This is a genomic window from Nocardioides zeicaulis (assembly GCF_042432345.1).
In the GTDB taxonomy this organism is placed as follows: Bacteria; Actinomycetota; Actinomycetes; order Propionibacteriales; family Nocardioidaceae; genus Nocardioides; species Nocardioides zeicaulis.
This window is the reverse complement of sequence record NZ_JBHLXH010000001.1, coordinates 2,539,904-2,564,721: the sequence shown is the minus strand read 5'-3', so window position 1 is coordinate 2,564,721 and position 24,818 is coordinate 2,539,904. Positions and strand designations below refer to the sequence as shown.

20 protein-coding genes and 1 riboswitch are annotated in these 24,818 nt (G+C 73.6%); of the genes, 9 read left to right on the top strand and 11 right to left on the bottom strand.

Going from position 1 to position 24,818, the window contains the following annotated elements:
• The first annotated feature begins 27 nt into the window (after nt 1-27).
• The gene (locus ACFFJG_RS12555) at nt 28-900 is read left to right on the top strand and encodes a sulfotransferase domain-containing protein (RefSeq protein ID WP_378519072.1); all 873 of its coding nucleotides are present in this window, start codon (nt 28-30) and stop codon (nt 898-900) included.
• A gap of 99 nt (nt 901-999) precedes the next feature.
• On the opposite strand, the gene ACFFJG_RS12550 is transcribed toward ACFFJG_RS12555, so the two are convergent.
• Nucleotides 1,000-2,493: a C40 family peptidase gene (locus ACFFJG_RS12550; protein ID WP_378519071.1), complete on the bottom strand. Its 1,494-nt coding sequence runs from the start codon at nt 2,491-2,493 to the stop codon at nt 1,000-1,002.
• 327 nt (nt 2,494-2,820) lie between these two features.
• Here ACFFJG_RS12550 and ACFFJG_RS12545 point away from each other — a divergent pair, with 327 nt between their 5' ends.
• A complete protein-coding gene (locus ACFFJG_RS12545; protein WP_378519070.1) occupies nt 2,821-3,774 on the top strand; it encodes a type IV toxin-antitoxin system AbiEi family antitoxin domain-containing protein in 954 nt (317 codons plus the stop codon).
• Between the two features lie 114 nt (nt 3,775-3,888).
• Here the strand turns inward: ACFFJG_RS12545 and ACFFJG_RS12540 are convergent, their stop codons facing one another.
• The 4 genes from ACFFJG_RS12540 to ACFFJG_RS12525 all read right to left on the bottom strand — a co-directional run bounded on the left by ACFFJG_RS12540 (nt 3,889) and on the right by ACFFJG_RS12525 (nt 8,671).
• The gene (locus ACFFJG_RS12540; protein ID WP_378519069.1) at nt 3,889-4,935 is read right to left on the bottom strand and encodes a phosphatase PAP2 family protein; all 1,047 of its coding nucleotides are present in this window, start codon (nt 4,933-4,935) and stop codon (nt 3,889-3,891) included.
• Nucleotides 4,936-4,956: 21 nt separating this feature from the next.
• The gene (locus ACFFJG_RS12535) at nt 4,957-5,961 is read right to left on the bottom strand and encodes an ABC transporter ATP-binding protein (RefSeq protein WP_378519068.1); all 1,005 of its coding nucleotides are present in this window, start codon (nt 5,959-5,961) and stop codon (nt 4,957-4,959) included.
• Nucleotides 5,961-7,622, bottom strand: coding sequence for an ABC transporter permease (locus tag ACFFJG_RS12530; protein WP_378519067.1), 1,662 nt, complete (start codon nt 7,620-7,622; stop codon nt 5,961-5,963). The genes ACFFJG_RS12535 and ACFFJG_RS12530 overlap by 1 nt, the downstream gene beginning before the upstream one ends.
• The gene (locus ACFFJG_RS12525) at nt 7,598-8,671 is read right to left on the bottom strand and encodes a thiamine ABC transporter substrate-binding protein (RefSeq protein ID WP_378519066.1); all 1,074 of its coding nucleotides are present in this window, start codon (nt 8,669-8,671) and stop codon (nt 7,598-7,600) included. The genes ACFFJG_RS12530 and ACFFJG_RS12525 overlap by 25 nt, the downstream gene beginning before the upstream one ends.
• Nucleotides 8,661-8,770, bottom strand: a riboswitch (TPP riboswitch). It overlaps the preceding gene by 11 nt.
• Before the next feature lie 31 nt (nt 8,771-8,801).
• Here ACFFJG_RS12525 and ACFFJG_RS12520 point away from each other — a divergent pair.
• The 3 genes from ACFFJG_RS12520 to ACFFJG_RS12510 all read left to right on the top strand — a co-directional run bounded on the left by ACFFJG_RS12520 (nt 8,802) and on the right by ACFFJG_RS12510 (nt 12,926).
• The gene (locus ACFFJG_RS12520; protein ID WP_378519065.1) at nt 8,802-9,704 is read left to right on the top strand and encodes an alpha/beta hydrolase fold domain-containing protein; all 903 of its coding nucleotides are present in this window, start codon (nt 8,802-8,804) and stop codon (nt 9,702-9,704) included.
• 136 nt (nt 9,705-9,840) lie between these two features.
• Nucleotides 9,841-12,420 (top strand): Ig-like domain-containing protein, encoded by a 2,580-nt coding sequence (locus ACFFJG_RS12515; RefSeq protein WP_378519064.1) that lies wholly within the window; start codon nt 9,841-9,843, stop codon nt 12,418-12,420.
• A gap of 68 nt (nt 12,421-12,488) precedes the next feature.
• Entirely contained in the window at nt 12,489-12,926 is a 438-nt protein-coding gene (locus ACFFJG_RS12510; protein ID WP_378519063.1) for a GNAT family N-acetyltransferase, read from the top strand.
• Here the strand turns inward: ACFFJG_RS12510 and ACFFJG_RS12505 are convergent.
• Nucleotides 12,892-14,025: an aldehyde dehydrogenase family protein gene (locus tag ACFFJG_RS12505; protein ID WP_378519062.1), complete on the bottom strand. Its 1,134-nt coding sequence runs from the start codon at nt 14,023-14,025 to the stop codon at nt 12,892-12,894. The genes ACFFJG_RS12510 and ACFFJG_RS12505 overlap by 35 nt on opposite strands.
• 77 nt (nt 14,026-14,102) lie before the next feature.
• Between ACFFJG_RS12505 and ACFFJG_RS12500 the strand changes: the two genes are divergently transcribed.
• The 3 genes from ACFFJG_RS12500 (at nt 14,103) to icmF (ending at nt 18,699) form a co-directional block, all read left to right on the top strand.
• Complete coding sequence (locus ACFFJG_RS12500; protein WP_378519061.1) at nt 14,103-14,846, top strand: helical backbone metal receptor; 744 nt, start codon at nt 14,103-14,105, stop codon at nt 14,844-14,846.
• Nucleotides 14,843-15,334, top strand: coding sequence for a MarR family winged helix-turn-helix transcriptional regulator (locus ACFFJG_RS12495; protein ID WP_378519060.1), 492 nt, complete (start codon nt 14,843-14,845; stop codon nt 15,332-15,334). The genes ACFFJG_RS12500 and ACFFJG_RS12495 overlap by 4 nt, the downstream gene beginning before the upstream one ends.
• 140 nt (nt 15,335-15,474) lie before the next feature.
• Entirely contained in the window at nt 15,475-18,699 is a 3,225-nt protein-coding gene (icmF, locus tag ACFFJG_RS12490; RefSeq protein WP_378519058.1) for a fused isobutyryl-CoA mutase/GTPase IcmF, read from the top strand.
• A 214-nt stretch (nt 18,700-18,913) separates the two neighbouring features.
• Here icmF and ACFFJG_RS12485 read toward each other — a convergent pair whose 3' ends face one another.
• The 3 genes from ACFFJG_RS12485 to ACFFJG_RS12475 form a co-directional block, all read right to left on the bottom strand.
• Complete coding sequence (locus tag ACFFJG_RS12485; RefSeq protein WP_378519057.1) at nt 18,914-20,962, bottom strand: sensor histidine kinase; 2,049 nt, start codon at nt 20,960-20,962, stop codon at nt 18,914-18,916.
• Between the two features lie 32 nt (nt 20,963-20,994).
• Complete coding sequence (locus ACFFJG_RS12480; RefSeq protein WP_378519056.1) at nt 20,995-21,780, bottom strand: SurA N-terminal domain-containing protein; 786 nt, start codon at nt 21,778-21,780, stop codon at nt 20,995-20,997.
• Between the two features lie 65 nt (nt 21,781-21,845).
• Nucleotides 21,846-22,235, bottom strand: a complete 390-nt coding sequence (locus tag ACFFJG_RS12475; RefSeq protein ID WP_378519055.1) for a hypothetical protein — start codon at nt 22,233-22,235, stop codon at nt 21,846-21,848.
• A 245-nt stretch (nt 22,236-22,480) separates the two neighbouring features.
• On the opposite strand from ACFFJG_RS12475, the gene ACFFJG_RS12470 reads away from it, so the two are divergent.
• Nucleotides 22,481-23,062: a carboxymuconolactone decarboxylase family protein gene (locus tag ACFFJG_RS12470; RefSeq protein WP_378519054.1), complete on the top strand. Its 582-nt coding sequence runs from the start codon at nt 22,481-22,483 to the stop codon at nt 23,060-23,062.
• Here the strand turns inward: ACFFJG_RS12470 and ACFFJG_RS12465 are convergent.
• Together ACFFJG_RS12465 and ACFFJG_RS12460 are read right to left on the bottom strand one after the other, a co-directional pair.
• Complete coding sequence (locus tag ACFFJG_RS12465; protein ID WP_378519053.1) at nt 23,056-24,483, bottom strand: gamma-aminobutyraldehyde dehydrogenase; 1,428 nt, start codon at nt 24,481-24,483, stop codon at nt 23,056-23,058. The two genes, ACFFJG_RS12470 and ACFFJG_RS12465, sit on opposite strands and share 7 nt — an antisense overlap.
• A gap of 10 nt (nt 24,484-24,493) precedes the next feature.
• Entirely contained in the window at nt 24,494-24,817 is a 324-nt protein-coding gene (locus tag ACFFJG_RS12460) for a cupin domain-containing protein (protein WP_378519051.1), read from the bottom strand.
• Nucleotide 24,818: the final 1 nt, after the last annotated feature.

The following is a 24,818-nucleotide window of genomic DNA, read 5'->3' as shown; positions in this document are numbered from 1 at the left end:
CGTAGTCGGGCGGGTAGGTTCGCCGCGATGAACGAGCACGCCCCTGCCACCCCTCTGGGCGTGATGCCCTACGACTTCGCGATCGTGGGCGTCCAGAAGGGCGGCACGTCGACCCTGGCGGTGACGCTCAACCAGCACCCGCTCGTGTGCCAGCCCCCGGAGAAGGAGCGGCACTACTTCGACGACGAGTCGATCGACTGGTCCGCCCCCGACCACGCCCGCGACTACGTCGCCCCGCGCCGGGCGCCGATCCACCGCAGGGTCGGGGACGCGTCGCCGACGTACCTCTACTGGCCCCACGCCATGGAGCGGATGCGCGCCTACCGGCCCGACATGCCCCTCGTCGCGGTCTTCCGCGACCCGCTGGAGCGGCTGTTCTCCCACTGGGTGATGCTGCGCTCGCGCAACCTGGCCTGGCCCGACTGGCCGGACTTCCTGACCGAGTGGCCGCACACGTCGCTGCCCGACGAGGTGCCCCCTCCCGACGTGGTGCGCACGATGCGCTGGCGGCACATGACCGGACTGGCGCGCGGGTTCTACGGCGAGCAGCTGCAGCGCGGCTTCGAGCTCTTCGACCGGCGCCAGTGGCTGCTGCTCGAGCTGCGCGCGATGCTCGGCGACTTCGACGCCACCGTCGACCGCACCACCGACTTCCTCGGCCTCCCGCGCTTCGAGCAGGTGCCGCCGCTGCGCAACTGGCACGCCGGCGCCGAGCAGGTCCCCGGCACCGCCCCCACCGCCGACGACGTCTCCCGCCTGGCCGGGCTCTACGCCCGCGACCTCGCCCTCTTCGAGGAGCTCTCCGGCCTCGACACCTCCGCCTGGCCCACCCGTCAGGTGCTCGACGGCGACCTCGCGCCCTCCGACCTCGCCTCCCGCTTCGCGCGGAAGGTGCGCTGAGCCCGGGGGCGCGCCCGAAGTCCCCGGATATCCGGGGAAGTTGCCGCTTCGAGGCCGAAGCTTCGCGTACGAAGCGGCAGCTTCGACCTCGAAGTCGCCTCAGGGACGGGCGAAGAAGTTCGGGGTCCGCCAGTAGTACATCGACTCCATGCTGACGTCCCGGCCGGTGCGCGGGGCGTGGATGATCTGGCCGTCACCGACGTAGAGCGCCACGTGGTAGATCGAGCTCGGGCTGCTGGACGATCCCCAGAACACCAGGTCGCCGGGTGCCAGCTGGCTGGCGGAGATCCGGGTGGACTGCGTGTACTGCGCGACCGAGTAGTGCGGCAACGTCCGGCCGCCGCTCGCCCAGGCCGCTGCGGTGAGGCCGGAGCAGTCCCAGGCGTCCGGGCCGGCCGCGCCGTACTGGTACGGCTCCCCGAGCTGGGCTCGCGCGAACGCGATCGCGGCGTCGGCTCCCCCGCTCGGCGCGGGGGTCGGGACGGGCGGCGGCGTGGGGGTGGGAGTAGGGGTGGGGCTCGGCGTGGGGGTCGGCGTGGGCGTCGGCACGGGGGTCGGCGTGGGCGTCGGACTGGGGGTCGGGGTGGGGGTCGGCGCGGGGGTCGGCGTCGAGGTCGGAGTCGAGGTCGGAGTCGGGCTGGGGCTCGGCTTGCCGGTCGGCGCCGGGCTGGGTGTCGGGCTGGGCGTGGGGCTGGGGGCCGGGGTCGGCGCGGCCTCCTGCTGCTCCTGCTCGGCCTGCTCAGCCTCAGCCTCGGCCGCTGCCTCGGCCTGCGCCTGGGCAGCCGCGGCGGCGGCCTCGGCGGCGGCGGCCTCGAGCGCGCGCTGGCGCTTCTCGGCGAGCCGGACGCTGATGCCCTCGAGCTCGGCGAGCTCGGCGATGAGGGCGGACTTGCGTACGGCGATCGCCTGGGCCTGCGCACCGGCGTCCGCCTCGGCGGCAGCGGCCTCGTCGCGCGCCTGCTCGGCCTCGGCCTCGGCCTCCTTGGCGCGCCCGGCGGCGGCGTCCGCCCCGTCGGCGGTGACCTCGGCGACCGCGGAGGCGGCGGTGTAGGAGTCGTACTGGCTGTCGAGCGCGTCGGAGGTGTTGCCCATCGTCACCGAGTGGTCGATGAGCGACTCGATGCCGTCGGACTCGACGACCGCGGAGAGCCCCTGCACCTCCGAGGCCTCCTCGTACGACTGCACGACGGTCTCGGCGTAGAGCTCGCGCTGCGCGTCGACGTCCTCGCGGGCCTGGTCGGCGGCGACGCGGGCGCTCTCGACGTCGGCACGCGCCTGCTCGGCGCGCCACCGCGCGCCGTTGTAGGCCTCGGCGGCCTGGGCGGCCACGTCGCCCGCCGCGTCGAGAGCGAGGTTGGCGCGGATCAGGTCGCCGCGCACGGCGTCGACGTCACGCGCCTTGTCGCCCGCCCTCGCCCGCGCGACGGCGACGTCGGCCTCGCTCGGCACGGCGTCGTCGTCGGCGAACGCGACGGGGTGCACCCCGCCCAGCGCCAGCCCGGTGACCAGCACGGCCGCGGTCGCCCAGCGGACCGTCGTACGTCGCCGGGCTTGCCGACGCGCGTCGGGCGTGGGTGGTGTCGCTGAGCGCACGGGCGTTCCCCTTGAGGTCTCGGAGGCCCGTGCGGCTTCCCCACCGCACGGGCAACGCGAGGCACGCTAATCAACTTTCGTCACACAAGGAACACTTTCCCCAACTTTCTCACTTTTTCCCGGCGTGTCGCCTTGACGTACTACATATGTGTAATTCTCGGAGAGTCCCCGGATATCCGGGGAAGTTGCCACTTCGAGGCGGAAACGTCGCGTACGAAGCGGCGGTTCTGACCTCGAAGAGAGCCGGTCAGGCTCGTGCGTTCCCCTTCGTCCACAGGCGCGCGGAACTACGGTTCGGGCCGGACGCCGACGGGCAGATGGGCCTGCATGACCGAGCACCCCGACCTCGATGGCGTCGTCCGGCTGCGCCGGGACCTGATCGCCTCCGGCATGACCGACCAGCAGCTCCGGCGCCTCGTGCGTGCCGGCGTCGTCTGCCGGATCCGGCACGGGACGTACGTCGACGGCAAGGCCTGGGCGGCGCTGTCGGCACCCGATCGACACCGCGTGCGATGCCGCGCCGTGCTGGCCCGCGCACACGAGGAGACCGTTGCCACCCACGTCTCCTCCGTGGTCGAGCGCGGGATCCCGGTCTGGGGCCTGGACCTGCGAGTCGTCCACACGACGCGGGAGCAGCCTGAGCGAGCAGGCAGGGTGAGCCCTGACTGGGTGCCGCACCGCGGCAGGCTCACCGACGACGACGTCGAGCTGGTCAACGGCATGCTGGTCACGGTCCCGGCGCGCGCAGCCTTCGAGGTCACCACGATCGCGCCGGTCGAGCCGGCGCTCGTCGTCGTCAACCGCATGCTCCACGTCGGCGCGATGACGCTCCACGAGCTCGCGGACCAGGTCGCCCAGCACCAGCGCTGGCCGGGCAGCCTCACCTCCGACCTGGTGCTGCGCCTGGCCGACCCGCGGCTCGAGTCGGTGGGCGAGGACCGCTTCAGCTACCTGGCGTACGCCGCAGGCCTGCCCCGACCCGAACCGCAGTGGCAGGTGAACGACGAACGTGGCCGCCTGGTGGCGCGCCTCGACTTCGCCTGGCCGGACTTCGGCGTGTTCCTCGAGTTCGACGGGCGGACGAAGTACCGCGAGCACCGTCGTGACGGCGAGAGCCTCGAGGAGTTCCTGATGAGGGAGAAGGAGCGCGAGGAGCTGGTCTGCCTCCTCACCGGATGGACCTGCATCCGCATCTCGTGGGCAGACCTGGCCCGCCCTGGCCTCCTCGCTGCTCGGATCCGCGCGGTGCTGGCGTCACGCACGAAGCGGATCGGGGCGTGACTTCGAGGTCGAACCTGCCGCTTCGTACGCGAAGCTTCGACCTCGAAGCGGCAACTTCCCCGGATATCCGGGGATCTCGAGACAGCCAGCACCCACGCCCCGGGGGGCGGGGAGTCAGTCGGCGTCGACGGGGACCTGGGAGGTGGTCGAGGTGGGGTGGGAGGCCAGGCCGTGGCGATCGAACTTCTGGCCGCTGGCGAGCCCGCCGAGCCAGAAGGAGAACAGGGCGATCACGACGCCGGCGAGGTCGTCGGCGATGTAGTGCCAGCCGAAGTAGAGGGTGGCGATGACGGTGATGACGAAGTTGGCCCAGAAGACGATCTTCAGGATCCGGCTGCGCAGCGTGTACTGCACCATCAGCGCGACGAGGAGCGTGATGCCGGTGTGCAGCGAGGCGAAGCCGGCGACCGACTGCACGGCGCCCTCGACGCCCTCGCGCAGCACCGTGGAGCGTCCGTAGGACAGGGCCTCCATCAGCGCGCTGGAGCCGGTGTCGGGCAGGTCGGTGTAGAGGTAGCTGTACTGGAAGCCGGGGCCGAGGGTCGGCAGCGCGTAGTAGGAAGCGGTGCCCAGCGCCCAGGCCAGGCACTGCGAGGTGGCGAACCAGTAGCCGAAGGTGATGTTGCGCGACCACACCAGCCAGGCCGCGAGCGCGAGCGGCACGAGCGGCAGGAACCACAGGTAGACCGTGGAGAAGAAGTGCGCCTGGAGACCGGTGCCGAGCACGGAGTGCAGGATCGTCGCCGGCTCGTGGCCGAACATCAGCGTGCGGTCGATGAGGTGCAGCTCGCGGTCGTACTTGTCCTCGCCCATGATGAAGGGGAGGAACGACTTGAGGTTCCGGTAGCAGACGTAGGTGATGTAGAAGCTCACCAGGCCCAGCACCACGAGAGTGATCCGCTCGCGGTTCCAGTGGGTGCGCACCCGCTCGCGCGCCACCGGCATCATCGCGGCGGGCTTGAACCTCGCCTGCCACAGCGTGCGCGGGAGCATGTCGAGGAGGAAGGCGCCGAGCACCAGCAGCGGCAGGCGCAGCCACGACGGGCCGAGGAAGCCCTCTGGGTCGACGAGCGGACGGTGGAGCGAGATCGACGCGGCGACGGCGAGCGCCCCCATGAGGGCTGCCACTCCGACGAGAAGGGCGTAGGCCGGTCGATGCACGCGGGTCAGTCTAGGGATCGGTCAAGGGCGCGCCGTGATCGGCAGGACGGCGAGCCGTGTCACATCCACGCGCAGCCCCACCTCCTCGCCGGGCGCGACGTGCGTGCCGAGCGGCGCCACCGCGTCGAGCGTGCCGATGCCCTCCGCGGCGACGACCAGGCGCACCTGCTCGGGGGTCGCGCGGGCCTGCTCCACGCGAGCGCGCACCGGCCCCGCCGGGTCGGCGACGAGGGCCGAGCGGCGCACGGCGACGGCGTACGACGGCGGCAGCCCCGCGGCGCCCAGGAGCCGGGCGGCCGGCTCGTCGCGCAGCACCCGCGCGTAGCCCAGGAAGAGGGCGGTCGACTCGTCGGCGGGCTCGCGCCAGACCTCGTCGATGGGGCCCTGCTGCACCACCCGGCCGGCGCGCATCACCGCCAGCCGGTCGGCGAGGGCGAACGCCTCCTCGTGGTCGTGGGTGACCAGCAGCGCCGTCGTGCCCGCGGCGCGCAGGATCCCGCGGAGGTCGCTGGCGAGCCGCTCGCGCAGCGCGGCGTCGAGGGCGGAGAGCGGCTCGTCGAGCAGGATCAGGCGCGGCTCGACGGCCAGCGCGCGGGCCAGCGCGACCCGCTGCCGCTCACCGCCGGACAGCGTCGCGGGCAGCCGGTCGGCGTAGCCCGGCAGGCCGACGAGCTCGAGCAGCTCGCGCACGCGCGCGGCGGTCGCGGCGCGCGGGGTGCGGCGCAGACGCAGCGGGTACGCCACGTTGCGCGCGACGGTGAGGTGGGCGAAGAGCTGACCGTCCTGGAACATCAGCGCGAAGCCGCGCCGGTGGGTGGGCGTCGCGGCGAGGTCGGTGCCGTCGAAGGAGACCGACCCCGACGTGAGCGGCTCGAGCCCGGCGACTGCGCGCAGCAGGGTCGACTTGCCGCAGCCCGACGGCCCGAGCACCGCGAGCACCTCGCCGTCGGGGAGGTCGAGGGAGACGTCGTCGACGGCCGCGGTCGCGCCGTAGCGCACGCCGACGTGGGACAGCGAGAGCCCCATCAGAACGCCCCCACGCCCGGCACCCGGAGGCGCTCGACGACCAGCACGACCAGCGCCGTCGTGGCGGCGAGGACCACCGACGCGGCCAGCGCCATGCCGTAGTTCATCTCGCCGGGGTGCCCGATGAGGCGGAAGATCACGACCGGCAGCGTCGGGCTCTCCTCGCGGGCGAGGAACGACGTGGCGCCGAACTCGCCCAGCGAGGTGGCGAAGGCGAAGCCGCTGGCGGCCAGCGCGGGCTTCCACACGACCGGCAGGTCGACGGTGAGGACCGTGCGCCACGGAGCGGCACCCAGGGACGCCGCCGCCTGGCGCTGCCGGTCGTCGACTCCGGCGAGCACCGGGGTCAGCGTGCGCACGACCAGCGGCAGCGCGACCAGCGCCTGGGCCACGGGCACCAGGAGCGGAGAGTCGCGCAGGTCGAGCGGCGGGCGGTCGAGGGTGATCAGGAAGCCGAAGCCCAGCGTCACCGCGCTGACCCCGAGCGGCAGCATGAAGAAGGCGTCGAGGGACGAGCGCACCCGGCGCTCGGTGCGCGAGTGCGAGCGACGCGTGACGATCGCGGCCACCAGCCCGCCGAGCAGCAGCGACATCCAGGTCGCGTCGACGGCGGTGCGCAGGCTCGTGGCGAGCGCGGCGGTGACGGGCGCGAGCAGCGCCTGGTCGTCCCCCGCCGACGTGAGCGCGCGGTAGTTGGCCAGGCCCCAGCCGTCGCCGACGCTGAGCGAGCCCGCGACCAGCGCGAGCACGGGCAGCACCATCGCGCCGAGCACCAGCACGGTCGCGGCGACGACCGGCAGGTCGGCGCGCCGCGGCCGCCGGGCGGGGACGACGGACCGCTGCGCGGTCGGGTCGGGGACGGCGCGCAGCCGCGCCGACACCGCGAGGAGCGCCAGCACGACCACGATCTGCAGGACCGACAGCGCCGCGGCCGCCCGCAGGTCGAACACGGTGGTGGTGAGCAGGTAGATCTCGGTCTCCACCGTGGAGTAGCGCACGCCGCCGAGCGTCAGCACGATGCCGAAGGCGGTGGCGCAGAACAGGAAGACGACGCTGGCCGCACCCACGACCGCCGGCCGCAGTGCCGGCAAGGTGACCGTGCGCAGGACCTGCCAGGGCGAGGCGCCCAGCGCCGCCGCGGCCTGGCCGGGGCGCGGGTCGAGGGACTCCCACGCGACGCCGACCGTGCGCACCACGACCGCCACGTTGAAGAACACCAGCCCCGCGACGATCGCCGCGGGCGTCCCGTCGAGGCCCAGGAAGCCGAGCGGTCCGCCCTCTCCCAGCAGCTGGCGGAAGGCGACGCCCACGACGACGGTCGGCAGCACGAACGGCACCAGCACGGCCGCGCGCACCACCGAGCGGCCCGGCAGCCTCAGGCGGTGCAGGGCGTACGCCGCCGGCAGGCCGAGGACGACCGACAGCGCAGTGGCCAGGCCCGAGGTCCACAGGGTGAACCAGGCGACGCGGTGGACCCGCGGACGTGCCAGCACCTCGAGCACGCCGCCCGGCGCGAAACTTCCGTCGACGACGAACCCCTCGCGGAGCATCCCGGTCACGGGCAGGACGAAGAGCACGCCCAGCACCAGGACCGGGCCCGCGGCGAGGGCGAGCAGCGCGAGCAGCCGCCGGGCGCTCAGCGGGAGATGACGTCGGTCCACTCGGTCAGCCACTCCTCGCGGTGGGACGCGATCTCGGCGGGGTCGACCTCGTAGGGGTCGCTCGGCTGCTCGGCGAACCGCGCCCAGTCGTCGGGCACGGTCGCTCCCGGCATCACCGGGAAGACGTACATCGACTCCGGCAGCGCGCTCTGCACCTCGTCGGAGAGCATCCAGTCGACCAGCGCCTCGGCGCCGGCAGGGTTGTCGGCGCCGGCGAGCACGCCGGCGTACTCGACCTGGCGGAAGCAGGTGTCGAGCAGCGCCGCCGTGGTGGTGCGCCCGCCCTCGACCGTGAAGGCCGGCGAGGAGTCGTAGGAGACGACGATCGGGCGGGTGCCCGTCTTGGAGCCGGCGGTGAAGTCGCCGTAGTAGGCGTCCTCCCAGCCGTCGACCACCTTGGCGCCGTTGGCGAGCAGGTCGGTCCAGTAGTCGGGCCAGTCGTCGCCGTACTGCGCCACGGTGGCGAGGAAGAACGCCATGCCCGGGCTGCTGGTCGAGGCGCCGGGCGTCACCGTCAGGTCGGCGTACGCCGGGTCGGTGAGGTCGTCGAGGGTCTTCGGCGGCGCGAGCCCCTCGCGGTCGAACCAGTCGGTGTCGACGTTGACGCACACGCTCGCGGAGTCGACCGGCACCAGGCGGTCGCCGCCGTCGGGCAGGGCGTACTGCGACGGCGGGGTGGCGCTCGGCGTGAACGGCGCGAACGCCCCCTCGCCCAGCGGCCGCGAGGCGAAGGTGTTGTCGATGCCGAAGGCGGCGTCGCCGATCGGGTTGTCCGCGGTGAGGCTGAGCTTGGTCGCGAGGGTCCCGGCGTCGCCCGAGGCGCGGACCTCGACCTGGTAGCCCGACTCGTCCTCGAACTGGCGGACCAGCTTCTTCGGGAGGTGGAACGACTCGTGGGTGACCAGCACGACGGTGCCGCCGCCCTTCGTCCCCGGCTCTCCGGAGGGCGTGGTCTCGGTGGCGGTGTCGCCGCCGGTGAGGCTGCAGCCGGCCAGCAGCAGGGCCGTGGTGGCGCTCGCCAGGCAGGTGCGGACGGTGACGCGGTTCATCGTGACTCCCTATCGCCGGTGCTAACCGGATCAGGTTCGGAGGGTCTGCGGCTGGTCCGCACTCTCAGCACGCCTGCACGTGCTCCCCTGTCTTCTGGTGCCAGCGTACCGGCCCCTCTAGGGTCGGCGCGTGCCCAGCCGCCGCCACGACCTCCTCGCCACCCTCGTGCCCCGCCTGCGCCGCTCCCGCGAGCTCGACGACGAGGCGTCGGAGCGGGCCCGGGTCGAGGCGTGGCACCGCACCCTGGACCGGTCGCTGCCGACCCGGGCGGTGCCGGGGTTCGCCCGGCGCTGGGACGTTGAGATCGCCGACCTCGGCTTTCCGTCGTACGTCCTCACGCCCCGCGGGCGCCCCGTCACGCGCACGCTCTACTACGTCCACGGCGGCGGCTACACGGCTCCGATCGACGCCTTCCACGTCCGCTACGCCACGCGGCTGGCCGACGCGACCGGCGCCCGCGTGGTCGTGCCCGACTACCCCCTCGCGCCCGAGCACACCTGGCGCGACTCCCACGACGCGCTCGTCGACGACCTCGCGCGCTGGTCGGCCGAGCCGGGCGGGGCGGTGCTCGCGGGCGACTCCGCGGGCGGCGGGCTGGCCCTCGCGCTGGCGGTGTCAGTGCGCGACCGCGGCCTGGCGCCGGCCACCCACCTCGTCCTGCACGCCCCCTGGGTCGACCTCACGACCTCGACGCGTGCCGAGACCGAGGCGGCCGACGCGATCGACCCGTGGCTGTTCATCGGCAAGCTCGACGCCTACGCCGGGTGGTGGGCAGGCTCGCCCGACGACCTCGCCCGACCCGAGGTGTCCCCCGGTCTGGCCGACCTCGCCGGGCTGCCGCGCGCGCTCGTGCTCTACGGCACCCGTGACCTGCTCCACCCCGGCTGCCGGCTGCTGGTGCGGCGCGCCGAGGAGGCCGGGTGGGACCTGACCGCCGTCGAGGAGCCCGACCTGATCCACGTCTACGGCCTGCTGCCCTTCACGCCCGAGGGCCGTCGCGCCTTCGGCCAGGTCGTGTCGTTCGTGTCCTGAGGGACGGACACAGGTCACCAGCTCGCCCACAGGACGCCCACAAAGAGGTCGTTCGGCCGCGGTCGCGTCGCGATGGGCGTGGGATGCGCTGCGGGGGCCGTGCCGTGGGGGCGCGCCCACGACCCGAAGGGCACGCATGTCCATCCTCTCCGCACGCGTCCCACGTGCGCTCCTCAGCGGCGGCGTCGCACTGGTGGCGGCGGTCAGCACGCTCGCCCTCGCCCCGGTCGCGGCCGACGCGGTCACCTCCGCCTCGGCGATCGTCGCCGACCCGGGGTGCACCGCGAACAGCCTGCCGCTCAACGACGACGACAGCTCGGGCGCGATCGCGCTCGCGTCACCGCTGTCGTTCTACGACCGCACGGTGACCGAGGCCTACGTCAACAACAACGGCAACATCACCTTCGACGGACCGATGTACAACTTCACCGGTCACATCTCGACGCTGCCGCGACCGCTGCTCGCCCCGTTCTTCGCCGACCTGGAGACGACGTGGACCGGCACCCCGGTCACCTACGGCGCGGTGACCTGGCAGGGTCGTCCGGCCCTGTGCGTGAACTGGCACGACGTCGGCTTCTTCGCCAGCGGCGGTGCTCCCACCAACGACTTCCAGGTGCTGCTGGTCGACCGGTCCGACGTCGCCGCGGGCGACTTCGACGTGGTGCTCGACTACGGCCGCATCGACGGCGACTACAACGGTGCCGCGCAGGTGGGCTTCAGCGCCGCCGACCACAACCCCGAGCACGTCTTCGTGCTCCCCGGCTCGCAGGTCGCCGGGGCGTTCCTCGACAGCAACCCGGCCGGCCTCGTCCACGGCTCGCGCGAGAGCGACGTCCTCGGCCGCTACGTCTTCCGCTTCCGCGACGGGTTCCCGATCGGCGTCACGCCGCCCGACACGAGCATCACTACCGGACCGGTGGCGCGCTCGGCCAGCAGCTCCCCGGCGTTCACCTACAGCACCAGCTCGACCGAGCACCGTCGCTTCGAGTGCCGGGTCACCCTGCAGGGCCAGCAGCCCGCGGGCTTCGCCACCTGCCCGGACGCGGGGACGTCCTTCTCCGGCCTCGCCGACGGCACCTGGACCTTCGAGGTCCGCGCGGTCGACGCGTTCTACAGCACCGACGCGAGCCCTGCGTCGCAGGTGTTCACCGTCGACACCACCGGCCCGTCGACCAGCCTGCTGACCGTGCCGGCGGTGCTGGGCAACGACGCGTCACCGTCGTTCACCTGGGACTCGCCCGACGCCGACGCGGCGTCGTCCGAGTGCCACCTCGACCGCCCCGACAGCGGGGAGCCGTCGCCGTGGTGGGACTGCGCGGACGCCGACGACCTCGGCCCCCTGGGCGACGGCGACTGGACCTTCTCGGTCCGCACCACCGACGACCTGGGCAACACCGGCGACGTGACGTCCTACGACTTCGCGATCGACACCGTCAGCACTGGCGCGGCGATCGTCACCGGCCCCGCCCGGCTCGGCAACGACCCGCGGCCGACGTTCACCTACGCGTTCGACCCGTCCGACGACGTCGCCTCCGTCGAGTGCCGCGTCCACGGCACTGGCCGCGCCGTGTGGACCCCGTGCGACGCGACCTCCTTCGAGTCCGACGAGCTCGTCGACGGCGACTGGACCTTCGAGGTCCGGGCCACCGACCACGCCGGGAACGTCGGTGACAGCGCCGCCTGGGACTTCACCGTCGACACGGTGGCGCCGGCGGTGTCGATCACCTCCGGCCCGCGCACCCCCACCAACGACAGCACGCCCGCGTTCGCCTTCGCGGCGACGCCGTCGCAGGACGTCGACCACTTCGAGTGCGCCCTCGTCCCGGTCGGCGCGCAGCAGGTCTCGCCCGAGACCTGTGCCTCGGGCTGGACGGCCGCCGCGCTCGAGGACGGCGACCACCGCTTCGTCGTCGTCGCGGTCGACGGCGCGGGCAACGTCAGCGCCCCCGCGCAGCAGGACGTCACCATCGACACCGTGGCCCCCGAGACGACGCTGACCGACGCCCCGCCCGCCGTGGTGGGCACCGGCTCGGTGACCTTCGGCTACGCCGCCGACGCGGACGGCTCCACGTTCGAGTGCCGCCTGGCCGCAGCCGGAGGGACCGCGGCGTGGGGGTCGTGCCCGAGCGGGTCGCGGACCTTCACCGACCTCGCCGACGGCGGCCACGTCTTCGAGGTGAGGGCGACCGACCCGGCCGGCAACACCGACACGACGCCGGCCACCGGCAAGGTGCTGGTCAACGTCGGCCGGCCGACCATCACCGCCACGGCCACCGGGGAGCGCCCGGCGACGTCGTACGGCTGGTTCCGCTCGGACGTGACGATCACCTACGCCTGCGACGGCCACGGCAGCGCCGTGGTCGCCTGTCCGGCGCCGCGCGTGGTGCCGCGGGCCCAGCAGGGCCGGGTCGTGTTCCGCGCGGTGGTCCGCACGGCCGACGGTGACTCCACCACCACCAGCACGACGCTCTTCATCGACAAGGGCCGGCCGCAGGCCGAGATCGTCGGCTTCAGCGGCCGACGGACCTACACGTCGGTGCCGAAGCCCCGATGCAAGGCCTCGGACCCGCGCTCGGGCCTCGACTACTGCACGGTGCAGGTCCGCACGGTGACCCGCAAGGACGGCCGGAGGTTCGTCGTGGTGAAGGCGACCGCGACCGACAAGGCCGGCAACGTGCGCGTCGTGCGCAAGCAGGCACCGTTCCGGGCCGCCTGACCCGACGACCTGTTGCGGGGCCGGACGGGAGACCGTCCGGCCCCGCAGTGCGTCGGTACCCTCGCGCCATGCCCCTCGAGGTCCTGGACGTGCACGTCGACGAGCTGCCCGTGCGCACGGCGTACGACGTGTGGCGGCTGCGCCAGGACGTCTTCGTCGTCGAGCAGGACTGCCCCTATCCCGACCTCGACGGCCGTGACCTGGAGGCGACCACCCGCCACGTCGTGCTGCTCGACGACGGCCGCGTGATCGGCACCCTGCGCGTGCTCGACGAGGGCGGGTGGTGCCGGATCGGGCGCGTGGTGCTGGCGCTCGAGGGGCGGGGCCGCGGGCTCGCCCCCATGCTGATGGACCGCGCGATGGACGTCGTCGGCGACCGTGAGGCCAGGCTGGACGCGCAGGCCCCGCTGGCGGGCTTCTACGCCGGGTGGGGCTTCGAGGTCTCCGGTCCGGAGTTCGACGCGGACGGCATCAGGCACGTGCCGATGCGTCGGGCACCAGCATGAGCACCGGTCCGAGGACCTCCTCGACCACCAGGCGCGACTCCGCGTCCACGCCGCCGATCACCGTCGGCTCGACCCACCACCCGGGCCGGTCGAGGCTGCGACCGCCGAGCGCCACGTCGGCGCGCTCGGCCTCCGCCAGCGCGACGTAGCGCAGCACCCGGTCGCGGGCCACCGGCGAGCGCAGCGGACCGCACAGCGTCGCGGGGTCGGCGGGGTCGCCGACCGCCACCGAGGCCATCGCCTCGACGGCCAGCGCGAGCGACTCGGCGTAGCGCGACATCGGCACGACCACGCTGCTCGGCACACCGCGCGCCTGTCCGGCGTTGGCCGCGACGGCGAGCGCGGCGCCGGTCACCACCTGCTCCAGCTCGGCACCGCGGGCGCGCAGCTGGCGCGGCGCCCCGAGCTCGGTGCGCACCCGCTTGCCCGCACGCGTGGCGGCCGCCCGGACGCGCTCGCCCGCGACCGGCGAGCCCGCGAACGACACCTCGTCGGTGCGCCGGTCGAGGGTGAGGGCGATCGCGACGTCGACGTCGCGGGTGGTGACGACGTTGAGCACGCCGCGGGGCAGGTGGGCCAGGCCGATGCGGCCGATCTCGAGGGCGGCGCTGGCGGCCTCCGGCGCCGGCTTGAGGACCACCGTGCCGCCCTCCAGCAGCACCCGCCCGATCTCCGCGACGGCGACGGCGAGCGGGGACGTCGCAGGCGTCACCACGACGGTGACGCCGGCCGTCGGGCGCCGGGGCACCGCGCGCAGCCCGGCCAGGGGGCCGTCGACGTGCTCCTCGCGCAGGGCGACCGGCACCCCGGTCTCGGTCGCGAGCAGCAGCGCGAGCCGGTCGGCGTCGGCGGCGAGCGCCGCCTGGAAGGAGCGGACCGCGGCGACGCGCATCGTCGTGTCGGTGCTCCAGCCGGTGGCGTCGTACGCGCGTCGGGCGGCGGTCAGCGCCGCGTCGACCTCGGCGAGGCCGGCGTCGGGGACCTGCCACAGGACCTCGCCGGTGGCCGGGTTGCGGGCCGGGAACGTCCAGCCCTCGACGGTCGGCTGCTCGCGCCCGTCGATCGGCAGGCCGACCGGCGCGGGGGCGTGCTTGCTCATGGGGCAACTCCACCACGTCGGCGCCGCGGTCCACACCTCGACGGCCGCACGCCCCCCACCTGGCCTAGCCTGCCGCCATGCACGACGACCTCGGCGCCGACGTCCCGCTGACCGCGCCGGCCACCCGCCTCGTGTCGCTCGTGCCCTCCCTCACCGAGGCGCTCGCCGCCACCGTGCCCGAGCGGCTGGTCGGGGCGACGGACTGGTGCACGCACCCCGTCGATCTCGACGTGCCGCGCGTGCGCGGCACGAAGAACCCCGACCTCGCGGCCGTGCGCGACCTGCGCCCGGACCTCGTGGTGGCCAACATGGAGGAGAACCGCGAGCTCGACGTACGCCGGCTGCGCGAGGCGGGCGTGGCGGTCTGGGTGACCCGGATCGAGACCGTGGAGCAGGCGCTCGACGCCATGGGCCGGTTGCTCGCCGAGGCGCTGGCGGTGTCCGAGCCGGGGTGGCTCGTCGAGGCCCGCCGTCTCTGGGCCGCACCGGCGGCACCGCGGGTGCGGGTCGTCGTACCGATCTGGCGCGACCCGTGGATGGTGGTCGGCGCGCCGACCTACACCGACGACCTGCTCGCCCGCGCCGGGCTGGTCAACGCCATGGCCGGCCGTGACGGCCGCTACCCCACCGTCACGCCGGCGGACGTCGACGCGGCCGGCGCCGACTTGGTCCTGCTGCCCGACGAGCCCTACGTCTTCACCGCCGACGACGGGCCGGAGGCGCTGGCGACGCCGTCGCGGCTGGTGTCGGGCCGGCTGCTGACCTGGTACGGCCCGGCCATGGTGGAGGCGCACGCGCTGCTGGCTACCCTCCAGCCATGACCCGCGACCCGATCGGCGAGGCCCACCGCCAGTGGGTGGCCCACGGCTGGGCCGACGCCGCCGACGGGATGGCGATGGTGACCTCCGTCGTGCGTGCCCAGCAGCTGCTGATGGAGCGGATCGACGGGGTGCTGCGCCCCCGCGGGCTGACGTTCGCCCGTTACGAGGTGCTGCGGCTGCTGTCGTTCTCCCGCGGCGCGGCGATGCCGATGTCGCGGCTGGGCTCGCTGCTGCAGGTGCACCCGACGAGCGTGACCAGCGCCGTCGACCGGCTCGTGGGCCAGGGCTACGTCCGCCGCGAGCGCGGCGACGGCGACCGCCGGGTGGTGCTGGCGGTGCTCACCGACGCCGGGCGCGACGCCGTGGAGGAGGCCACCGCCGCCCTCAACCGCGAGGTGTTCGAGGCCCCCGGGCTGCCGGGCGGGCGGGTGCGGGAGCTGACCGACCGGCTGACCGAGCTGCGGACCGGGCTCGGCGAGAGCCTCTGACGGCTGGCGGCCGGCCGACTTCGAGGTCGGACCTGCCGCTTCGTACGCGACGCTTCGACCTCGAAGCGGCGACTTCCCCGGATGTCCGGGGACTTCGTGGTGACTCGCCAGTAGTTACTTGGACGTCCTACTATCGCAGCATGGCCGACCTGCACACGCCGACGAACCCGATCCGCCTGGTCACGGCCTCGAGCCTGTTCGACGGGCACGACGCCTCGATCAACATCATGCGCCGGATCTTCATGAGCCAGGGGTGCGAGGTGATCCACCTCGGGCACAACCGGTCCGTGCAGGAGGTCGTCGACGCGGCGCTGGAGGAGGACGTCCAGGGCGTCGCGGTGTCGTCCTACCAGGGCGGCCACGTGGAGTACTTCGAGTACCTCGTGGAGTCGCTGCGCGCCGCCGGCGCGGGACACGTCCGCGTCGTGGGCGGTGGCGGCGGCGTGATCGTGCCGTCCGAGATCGACCGCCTGAGGGCGTCGGGCGTCACCATCTTCTCCCCCGAGGACGGCCAGCGGATGGGCCTGGTCGGGATGATCAACTCGGTGGTGCGCGACTGCGACATCGACCTGTGGGCCGACCGGCAGGTCACGGTGGAGCAGGTGCTCACCGGCGACCGGTTCGCGGTCGCCCGCGCGATCACCGGCGCCGAGGAGGGCCGCCTCGACGCGTCGGTGCTCACCGAGCTGCACGCCGCGGCCGCGCGCCGCGTGGTCCCCGTGCTCGGCATCACCGGCACCGGCGGCTCGGGGAAGTCCTCCCTCACCGACGAGGTCGTACGACGCTTCCGCACCGACCAGCAGGACAAGCTCAGGATCGCCGTCATCGCGGTCGACCCGACCCGCCGCAAGGGCGGCGGCGCGCTGCTCGGCGACCGGATCCGGGCCAACTCCCTCGACGGCGACCGGGTCTTCTTCCGCTCGCTGGCCACCCGCGGCTCCCACGAGGTGCCCGACCACCTCGCCGACGTGATCGCGGTGATGAAGGCCGCCGGCCACGACCTGGTGATCGTCGAGACGCCCGGCATCGGCCAGGGCGACGCCGGCATCGTGCCGCTGGTCGACCACTCCCTCTACGTCATGACGCCGGAGTTCGGCGCCGCCTCGCAGCTCGAGAAGATCGACATGCTCGACTTCGCCGACACGGTGGCGATCAACAAGTTCGAGCGCCGCGGCGCGAAGGACGCGATGCGCGACGTCGGGCGCCAGCTGGTCCGCAACCGTGAGGCGTTCGGCAAGCAGCCCCACGACATGCCGGTCTTCGGCACCAGCGCCGCGACGTTCAACGACGACGGCGTGACCGCGCTCTACCAGCACCTGCGCGACGCCCTCGCCGACGCTGGCCTCGCCGTCTCCGAGGGCACGCTCCCCCACGTCGACGTGCGCCACTCCTCCGGGATCCGCCAGGTCGTGCCCGCCGAGCGGGTGCGCTACCTCAGCGAGATCACCGAGACCGTCCGCGGCTACCACGCCCGCACCGAGCAGCTCGCGGAGGCCGCCGCGCGCGTGCAGCGGATCGAGGCCGTGGCGGCCGAGCTCGCCGACGGCGACGCCGGCGGCGTCCCGGCGCTGCTCGAGGCCGCGCGCAAGGACGTCCCGCACGAGGTCGTCGACCAGATCGCGGCCTGGCCCGCGGTCGTGGAGTCCTACTCCGGCGACGAGCAGGTCGTCCGGGTGCGCGACAAGGAGATCACCACGCGCCTCACGCGCGAGTCGCTGAGCGGCAACAAGATCCCGCGCGTGTCCCTGCCGCGGTTCACCGACCACGGCCAGCTGGTGCGGTTCTGGCGCAACGAGAACCTGCCGGGCTACTTCCCCTTCACCGCCGGCGTCTTCCCCTTCAAGCGTGACAACGAGGACCCGGCCCGCATGTTCGCCGGCGAGGGCGACCCGGCCCGCACCAACCGCCGGTTCAAGATCCTCTCCGAGGGCAACGACGCCACGCGCCTGTCGACGGCGTTCGACTCCGTCACCCTCTACGGCCGCGACCCCGACCCCCGGCCCGACGTCTACGGCAAGGTCGGCACCTCCGGCGTCTCGGTGGCCACCCTCGACGACATGAAGGTGCTCTACGGCGGCTTCGACCTGGTCGCCCCCACCACGTCGGTGAGCATGACGATCAACGGCCCCGCGCCGACGGTGCTGGCGTTCTTCCTCAACACCGCCATCGACCAGCAGGTCGACGCGTTCCGGGAGCGGGAGGGTCGCGAGCCCGACGACGACGAGCGCGCGCAGCTGCGGGCGTACGCGCTCGCGAACGTCCGCGGCACCGTCCAGGCCGACATCCTGAAGGAGGACCAGGGCCAGAACACGTGCCTGTTCTCCACCGAGTTCTCCCTGCGGATGATGGCCGACATCCAGGAGTGGTTCATCGAGCAGCAGGTGCGCAACTTCTACTCGGTCTCGATCTCCGGCTACCACATCGCCGAGGCCGGGGCGAACCCGATCAGCCAGCTCGCCTTCACCCTCGCCAACGGCTTCACCTACGTCGAGGCCTACCTCGCCCGCGGGATGGCGATCGACGACTTCGCGCCCAACCTGTCGTTCTTCTTCTCCAACGGCATGGACCCGGAGTACAGCGTGCTCGGCCGCGTCGCCCGGCGGATCTGGGCGGTCACGATGAAGGAGAAGTACGGCGCCGGCGAGCGCTCGCAGAAGCTGAAGTACCACGTCCAGACGAGCGGCCGGTCGCTGCACGCGCAGGAGATGGACTTCAACGACATCCGCACCACGCTGCAGGCGCTCATCGCGATCTACGACAACGCCAACAGCCTCCACACCAACGCCTACGACGAGGCCGTGACCACCCCGACCGAGGAGTCCGTGCGCCGCGCGCTGGCGATCCAGCTGATCATCAACCGCGAGTGGGGCCTGGCGATGAACGAGAACCCGCTGCAGGGCTCGTTCGTCATCGACGAGCTCACCGACCTCGTCGAGGCCGCCGTGCTGGAGGAGTTCGACCGGATCAACGAGCGCGGCGGCGTGCTCGGCGCCATGGAGACCGGCTACCAGCGCGGCCGGATCCAGGACGAGTCGATGCTCTACGAGCACCGCAAGCACGACGGCTCGCTGCCGATCATCGGCGTGAACACGTTCCTCAAGGAGTCGGCGGCCGACGCCCAGCCCCACGAGATCGAGCTTGCCCGCGCCACCGAGGCCGAGAAGGAGTCGCAGCTCTCCCGCGTGCGCGCCTTCCAGGCCGCGCACGGCGCCGAGGCCCAGCAGGCCCTCGCCCGGCTCAAGGACGCGGCCGTCTCCGGCGAGAACGTGTTCGCCGTGCTGATGGACGCCGCCCGGGTGTGCTCGCTCCAGCAGGTGACCGAGGCGTTCTTCGAGGTCGGGGGCCAGTACCGCCGCAACGTCTGAGCCGTCGGACGTACGGCCACCGGCGCCGCACGTGCGGCGGTCCTCGACGAACGGACGCCCGGCCAGTCGGGCACACGTGTCCGACATGTCGCCCTCCGCGCAGCAGCGCAGGGGCCACATCCCGGACACGTGTGGGGGTCTGGGCGCCGGAGCGATGGGCGTGCTCGCCGGCTGATTCGTCGCGGAGGGCTCGGGGCCGCCGAGCCTGACCTCGTCAGCCGCCGACAGCGTCGGGCGTGGCGGCGGGGAGGTCGAAGCGGAAGACCGAGCCCGGACCCGGGTCGGCCGCCAGGCACTCGATCGTGCCGCCGTGCCGCTGGACGATGGTCTGGCAGATGGTCAGGCCCATGCCGGTGCCGCGGAAGTGCGCGCGCACCGCGCCGCTGCGGTGGAAGCGCTGGAAGATCAGCGTGCGCTCGGACTCCTCGACCCCGACGCCGTTGTCCTCGACGTCGATCACCACGCGTGAGCCCTGCCGGCGGGCGGTGACCACCACGCGGGCCGGCACTCCCTCGCGGGTGTACTTGGCGCCGTTGCCGACGAGGTTGGCGAACAGCTGGCGCACCGCGACCGGGTCGGCGTGCACCGCCGGGAGGTCCTCGGGCACGACGAGCTCGTCGTCGGGGCCGAGCAGGTCGCCGGCCTGCGCCAGCACGCCCGCCGGTCCGCTCAGCTCCACCGTCTGGGGGGCGAGGTCGCCGGCCTCGGCGAGGGCGTGGGTGAGGAGGTCGTCGATCATGCCGGCCATCTGGAGCGAGGCCCGCTCGGCGCGCGCCAGGCCCTCCTGGGCCTCGTGGTCCTCCTCGAGCGTCTCCGCGGCGAGCGAGATCCAGGAGCGGATCGCCGTCAGCGGGCCGCGCAGGTCGTGGGCGGCGGTCGAGGCGAAGCCGGCGAGCGGCTGCAGGCCGCGGCGGTGCTCGGTGACCTCGCGCAGCACGAGGAGCGTCCCGCCGCGACGGGCGTCGCCGGGGCGCTGGGTGAGGTCGGTGCGCGAGACCGCGAGGACGACCTCCTCGCCGGAGGCCAGGCGGATCGGGACGTCGCCCACGCCGAGCTCGGGACGGCCCGCCGTGCGGACGTCCTCGGGGTGCAGCACCCGGTCGACCATCTCCGCGAGCGCGTCGGCGTCGGCCGCGCCGGGGCTCATCCGGTGCGCCAGCCGGAGGCTGGGACCGTTGCTCCGCTCGACGCGGCCCGCCTCGTCGAGGACGACCAGGCACTCCTCCATGCTCTCGGTCATCTCGGCGAGCAGCTCGGCCTGGCTGGACGCGTCCGCGCGCGAGCGGGTCAGGCTGACCACGAGCTCGTCGATGCGGTCACCCAGCGCACCGACGCCGAGGGCGGTGAGCAGGACCGCGACGAGGAAGGTCTGAAGGAGGAGCACCTCCTTGACCGGGTCCGACAGGTCGACGAAGGGCCCACGCCCGGCGAGGGTCAGCACGAACCCGATGGAGCCGACGGCGGCGGCGTGGAGGGCGGCGAGGAAGGTGGGGTAGCGGGCGGCCGACCACACGCTGAGCGCGACCACGAGGAACGACAGCGGCCACGGCTGGAGGAACACCGCGCAGGCGACCAGCAGCGAGACGACCCAGAGCAGGGCCAGCTCCAGCCGGCTCCCGGCCTGCGCACGGGGCACGACCGACTGCGTGCGCCACTCCCACGCGAGGTGACCGACGCCGCCGAAGACCAGCACGCCGGTGAAGTGGCGCGCGAACCAGGCCACCACCGTCCAGGCGTCGACGGGGGCGCCGGAGAGCCAGATCCCCAGGGTGCCGATCGCGGCACCGACGACGCAGCCGATGGCGGCGGAGGCCGCGGTCAGGGCCAGCACCCGTGGCGAGCGGAAGCTCGCGCTGCCGCCGGCGCCCAGGAGCGAGGGGCACCACTGCCGCAGCAGCTGCACCACCACCCAGGTCTGCACGACCAGCGAGAGGGCGCCGAAGCCCACGAGCTGCCATGCCGCGCCGGTGATCGCGGACACCGAGCCGTGGATGACCAGCAGTGCCAGCAGCACCCGCGCCTGCCGGCGCGGGGACTCGGCCATCAGCCAGAGCACCGCCACGCCCGCGCCCGGCCACACCAGGCTGACGGTCTGGCCGTGCACGACCGTGAGACGTCCCAGCACGGCCGCCACGGCGTACGCCACAGCGGCCCCGCCGGTCCAGGACAGGGGGAGTGGGGGCTGCTCCCTCACCGGACGGGGCACGCGACCTCGCCCGGTGCCCGGAAGGACGGGGTCCTCGAGCTCCAGGACCTCGGACACGCGGCCACCCTAGTGCGCCGCGGGGCCCGCGGTCAGAGATTGACGGTGATGTCCGCGTCCTTGCGCAGCTGCTGGACGAGCCGGCCGGCGACCTTGCCGATCTGCTGCGAGCGGGCCTGCTGCTCGAGCTGGTCGCGGACCTGGTCGAACGGCGGGATCTTCTGGGCCTGCTCGCCCGCCTGCGCCTGCTGCTGCTTGGCCTGCGCGTAGATCGCGCGGAGGTCCTGGGTGGTCGGGTCGAACGGCCCGTCCTCGTCGGCCACCAGCTGCTCGACCATCACCTGCGTCTCGACCTGGGCGCGGGCCTGGTCCTCGGTGACGCCCTGCGCCGAGACCGCCTTCAGCAGCTCCTCGCCCGAGCCCATGCCGTTCTGCTTGGCCAGCGTGTCCAGCTCGGCGTCGACGTCCTGGTCGCTAACCTCGATCCCGCGCGACTCGGCCTCCTGCGAGAGCAGCTCGGTGTCGACGAGGTCGTCGACGGTCTGCTTCTTCAGCGCGTCCTCGTCGGGGGCCTGACCGGTCATCTGCGACTGCGCGGCCGCCTGCTCGAAGCTCGCCTCGTAGATCGGGACGAACTCGTCCTTGGTGACGTCCTCGCCGTTGACCTCGGCCACCACGTCGGGAATGCCGCCGAGGTCGGGCTCGGGTGCGGCGGAGGAGCCGTCGGACGCACCGGCGGACGCGCTGGCGTCCTTCTTCGCGCCGGCGTCGGATCCCGACCCGCCCCCACCGCAGGCAGAGAGGGTGAGGACGGCAGCCACGGCGAGCGAGCCGAGGATCGTACGGGTGCGGGCGGGGGTGCGGGTCGTGTGAGTCATCGCCATCGACGGTACGCACCCCACCTGAGCGCTTCCTGAGCGGGTCGGGGGCCGCCTCGGACGGCTCAGAGGTGGTCGGGGACCACCAGCGCGTCGGGGTCCTGGCGCACGGGGAGCTGGGCCAGGGCGGTGCGCACGAGCGACACGCGTGCGGTGACGGCGACCCTGCGGCGCATCCGGCCGACCCCGGTCTCCCCGAGCGTCGCCGTGACGGCCTCGGCGACCTGCTCGTCGGTGAAGGTGGGCCGGGTGCCGGCCGGGACGTCGACGTCAGGGAGGGCGAGCAGCACGGGGAGCACCTGGGCCCCGACCGCCTCGAGCAGGTGGTAGCGGTCGAGACGGCTCATGGCCTCCCACGCCGCCTCCCCCTTGTCCCGGCGGAGGCTGCGACCACCCGCGACGACCTGGGCGGCCGAGGTGACGGCGACGGTCAGCTCGTGCTCGGTGAAGCGCATGCGCCCAGCATGCCGCACGCGCCCGGGACGAGACCCACCTCACACCGGGTGCGGCGTGACGATCCGGCCGCTGCGCACGACCAACTCGTGCACCACCGACCCCGAGAGAGAGGAACCCCCGTCACGGGTATCGCTGACAAGGCCGAGAACGTCGCCCAGGACAGAAGTGACCCTCCGGCACTGAACCCCGTCCGGGGGCCGGCGCCGCGCCGGCCCCCGGACGGCCGCGGGAGAGGATGGGCGACGTGCGACTCCGCGACCTGACGCCCGACCAGCTCGACGAGGAGCAGCGCGCCCTGCGTGAGCGCATCGTGGGCGGGCCGCGGGGCGCGGGTCCCCAGCACTTCGACCTCACCACGCCGGACGGCGCCCTCGCGGGGCCGTTCGGCGTGATGCTGCACGAGCCCGCCCTCGGCGCGCCGCTGCAGGAGCTCGGCAGCGCCGTCCGCTACGCCACCGGCCTCGACGACCGCGTGCGCGAGGTGGCGATCCTCGCGGTCGCCGCTGCCACCGGGTCCGTCTTCGAGCAGCACGCCCACGAGCGGGTCGGCCGCGCCGCCGGGTTGCGCGAGGCCGAGCTCGAGGCGCTGGCCGCCGGCCGCTTCACCTCCGACGACCCGGGCGAGCAGGCGTCGTACGACCTCTGCCGCCGGCTGCTCGCGGGGCGCTCCCGCCTCACCGAGGAGGAGTACGCCGACGTGGTCGGCGCCCTCGGCACGACGACCGTGACCGAGCTGGTCGTGCTCGTGGGCTACTACCGCACCCTCGCCCAGCTCTTGGACGTCTTCGACGTGGGGGTCCCGGAGGACCACGGCTCCGCTCAGTAGTGCGCGGTCATCACGTGCTTGATGCGCGTGTAGTCGTCGAAGCCGTAGCCCGACAGGTCCTTGCCGTAGCCCGACGACCCGAACCCGCCGTGCGGCATCTCGGAGACGAACGGGATGTGGGTGTTGACCCACACGCACCCGAAGTCGAGCTCGCGGGTGAGCCGGTCGGCCGTGCCGTGGTCACGGGTCCAGACGCTGCCGGCGAGTCCGTACTCCACCCCGTTGGCCAGGGCGACCGCCTCGGCCTCGGTGTCGAAGGGCTGGACGGTGAGGACCGGCCCGAAGACCTCCTCCTGCACGATCCGGTCGTCCTGTCGCACGCCCGTCACGACGGTGGGGGCGAAGAAGAACCCCGACGACCCGTGCCGGGTGCCGCCGGTGCGGACCTCGGCGTGGCCGGGGAGGTCGGTGAGGAACGCCTCGACCTTGGCGAGGTGGCCGACGTTGTTGAGCGGGCCGTAGTCGGCCTCGGTGTCGGACGGCGGGCCGGGCCGGGTGCCCTCGGCCTCGGCGACCAGCAGCTCGACGAGCTCGTCGTGCACGCTGCGGTGCACGATGACCCGGGTCGCGGCCGTGCAGTCCTGCCCGGCGTTGAAGTAGGCCGCCGCCGCGATCAGCCCGGCCGCGCGCGGCAGGTCGGCGTCGGGCATCACCACGACCGGCGCCTTGCCGCCGAGCTCGAGGTGCACGCGCTTGAGCGAGCGGGCCGCTGACAGCGCGACCTCGCGCCCGGCGCGCACCGAGCCCGTGATGGCGACCAGGCCGGGCGTGGGGTGCTCGACGAGGTGCCGCCCCGTGCTCGCGTCGCCGTTGACGACGTTGAGCACGCCCGCGGGCAGGACGCCACCGGCGATCTCGGCGAGGAGGACCGTCGAGCGCGGCGTGGTGTCGCTGGGCTTCAGCACCACGGTGTTGCCGGCGGCCAGCGCCGGCGCGATCTTCCAGATCGCCATGGCGAACGGGTAGTTCCACGGCGTCACCTGCCCGACGACGCCGATCGGCTCGCGGCGGATGCTGGAGGTGTGGCCGGCGAGGTACTCCCCCGCCGACTTGCCCTCGAGCAGCCGGGCGGCGCCGGCGAAGAACCGCAGCTGGTCGACGCCCTGGTCGACCTCCTCGCTGGCGACGTAGCGCACCGGCTGCCCGGTGTCGCGCGCCTGCACCGCGCTGATCTCGTCGCGCCGCTCCGCGATCGCCGCGGCCAGGTCGAGCAGGTGGCCCTGCCGGGCGCCGGGGGTGAGCCGCTTCCACGACTCCGACGCCGTGGCGGCAGCGGCGTACGCCCGGTCGACCTCCGCCGCGGTCGACACCGGCGAGCGGCCGTCGACCTCCCCGGTCGTGGGGTCGACGAGCTCGATGTGCTCGGTGGCCTCGGACTCGACGAGCGCGCCGTCGACGAAGTTGCGGACCGTCTCTGTCATGGGGGGCTCCTCAGGCGACGTAGATCTTGCGCAGGGTCTCGTGGACGACCCAGGTGGTGTGCTCGCCCGAGCGCAGCCGCACCACGGTGCCGGGCGCGAGGTCGACGCGCTCGCCGTCCTCGAAGGTGACGGTGCCCGAGCCGGACAGGACGACGAACACCTCGTCCACCTCGACGTCGGTCGCGGTGCCGGGACTCATCTCCCACACCCCGACCTCGACCCCGGACACCGCGGCGAGGGCACGCGAGCCGGCCGCCGGGGCACCCGCCAGCACCGTGGCGGGGTCCAGCGGCGCGGTCGGGACGGCGGCGTCGACGTCGAGCACTCGGAACACG